Consider the following 1,976-nt stretch of genomic DNA (forward strand, 5'->3'; position numbering starts at 1 on the left):
ACAAATTAAAGCTAATCAAAAGAAAAGCCTATGGGTTTAGAAATTTTGACAACTTTATTCTGAGGAGCTTCTTACATTGGCATTTTGCTAGTTAGTTTTACATACTAGGTTCGGTAGAACCGTTTTTTTGAACAACCCGCAGTGTAGCGGTACTTTTTGGCTGCTTTAAGGCTGCAACAAATGACTTTAAGTAGTCTAGCTCCAATTGTTCACCGTTAGACACTAAACGTTCTATTTCTATATCTAACTGTTGAGCAATGGCAAGAGATTGAATTTCGTCGCTTCCCAGTCCTAGCGTAGTTCTCCCCAGTCTTTGATGTAATCTCGCAGCATAGTAGGGCTTAGCCTGATGACGCTGTACTTGAATATTCAGCCATTTGAAGTTTGAGCTTGTGCTGTACATATTGGTTTGTCAATGTTCGGTAGGGGGTTTTATCTATTTAAATGGTATATGTAGTGGTATATAAAAGTCAATAGCTCGAATAATTTATTTGTCAAAACCTTGCAGTATAAGCATTACACTATCTCACACGCCTGACTTGAAATCAGGAGGGACGCAAGGTTCCGTGGGTTCAAATCCCACCCTCTCCGTTTAACAATTCTCTTGCCTGTTAAGGGTTTCAGGTTAATTACATAGCAAGAAAAACCGTTTTCCGCTCAACTTTCGCGCTAATGGTTTTCTAATATGTCCAAAACCGCCTCCATATCGGCCAAGCTTGCCCCGGACTTTTTGCGTCTGTTTTTCAACTGATTGAGCAAGTCGGCCGCTTCTGGCAACTCGCTGGCAGTGGCTGATTTTTGTTTCAGGTCGGCGAGCTGTGTTTCCATTTTCTCACGATCGGCGCGCTCGGTCGTAAGTTGCGATCGCACTTCTGCTAATTCTTGCCTGAGCTTATGGGTGATGTGGGTACTAGATTCTAGAAGCTTGGCGTAGTCCGCGCGGGCTTCTGCTAATTCTTGTTCAAGGTCATCTGTTCTCCGCTTATTGCAACTGGCGTTGCTGAATTGGGGTATGATTTAGCAATCCCGTGCGGTGAGTAATGCTCGCTCGGAATAATTAATTGAATATGGAACGGGAACATCATTAAACTTGAGGTAATGAATAAGTAGCTTAATTGAATATCTGAGCCTTCTTTCTGATGCCAGAATAACAAAGAGTTTTTCGTTTTAATCGAGCCAGATAATGCCTTAATCTTGTGTTTTCACCTTCAACTGCAAGTCATGTAAGTTTTGGATATAATTGGGTCTCCATCTGAAATAAACGTTGGAGCAACTTTCGGGCCATCCGTCACATAAAAATAACATCCCCATTTACTAACTACATCCCACAAAGGTTCAAATGTTTTAGCACGCTCGGTCTCCTAATACCCCTCCTAGAATACCTGGTCTAAAGTTGTCTACTACTGTCCCCACCCCGATTTTGTTTTTTTTGAGCCGACAAAAGTTTGTAGTTCATCTAGTTCTCCTACTTCGGGAATTATCTCGGGAGCGTAAGCCGATGGTAGCAATTTTCCAACTTGCTTGACCCAATTAATTCTTGTCCTGTGAGGCACGCCTTTTACTCTCTCTATCGCCCGAAAACCCATTCCCTTAATCTACATCTTTAGGCATTCATCTTTAACTTCTTGTTCGTAGCCACGGTGGCTTTGATAGCAATCTATAAATTGCCTGTCACCGTCAACATAAATATAATTTTTCTTGCCTTTTTTGTGACCATTTTTATTAACATGAGTTAACTTACATTCGGGACATTTCATTGTCTTTCACTTTCAGTTAGTTGGTTTTTATGAATCCCTCGCTCCATTTATCCTACCTCAATTCAGCAACGCCAGATTTGTTCCATCGGATCGGGAGCGGTGGAATCGACGGTCAAACAAATAGATAGAAGGTTGAAAATTTCGGTTCTTCCTTACTTGGTATGCCAAACTAACAATTAAAATGCCAAGTAAGTAAACATCTATTTTTGTAGTTTTCAA

3 protein-coding genes and 2 pseudogenes are annotated in these 1,976 nt (G+C 41.0%); 2 read left to right on the top strand and 3 right to left on the bottom strand.

Going from position 1 to position 1,976, the window contains the following annotated elements; translation table 11 throughout:
- Positions 1-95 (top strand): transposase (locus QUB06_RS34440; RefSeq protein ID WP_333439316.1); only part of this gene is annotated, 95 nt, incomplete at its 5' end.
- 2 nt (positions 96-97) lie between these two features.
- Here the strand turns inward: QUB06_RS34440 and QUB06_RS34445 are convergent.
- From QUB06_RS34445 to QUB06_RS34455, 3 genes and pseudogenes are all read right to left on the bottom strand, one after another.
- Positions 98-403, bottom strand: coding sequence for a hypothetical protein (locus QUB06_RS34445; protein ID WP_333439312.1), 306 nt, complete (start codon positions 401-403; stop codon positions 98-100).
- Between the two features lie 266 nt (positions 404-669).
- On the bottom strand, positions 670-828 hold the full coding sequence (locus QUB06_RS34450) for a hypothetical protein (RefSeq protein WP_333439314.1): 159 nt from the start codon (positions 826-828) through the stop codon (positions 670-672).
- Between the two features lie 189 nt (positions 829-1,017).
- A pseudogene (locus QUB06_RS34455) lies at positions 1,018-1,757 on the bottom strand (IS1 family transposase).
- Positions 1,758-1,820: 63 nt separating this feature from the next.
- Here QUB06_RS34455 and QUB06_RS34460 point away from each other — a divergent pair.
- A pseudogene (locus QUB06_RS34460) lies at positions 1,821-1,937 on the top strand (ISKra4 family transposase); the annotation flags it as partial.
- Positions 1,938-1,976: the final 39 nt, after the last annotated feature.

It is taken from the genome of Microcoleus sp. D2_18a_D3 (genome assembly GCF_036702455.1).
In the GTDB taxonomy this organism is placed as follows: Bacteria; Cyanobacteriota; Cyanobacteriia; order Cyanobacteriales; family Microcoleaceae; genus Microcoleus.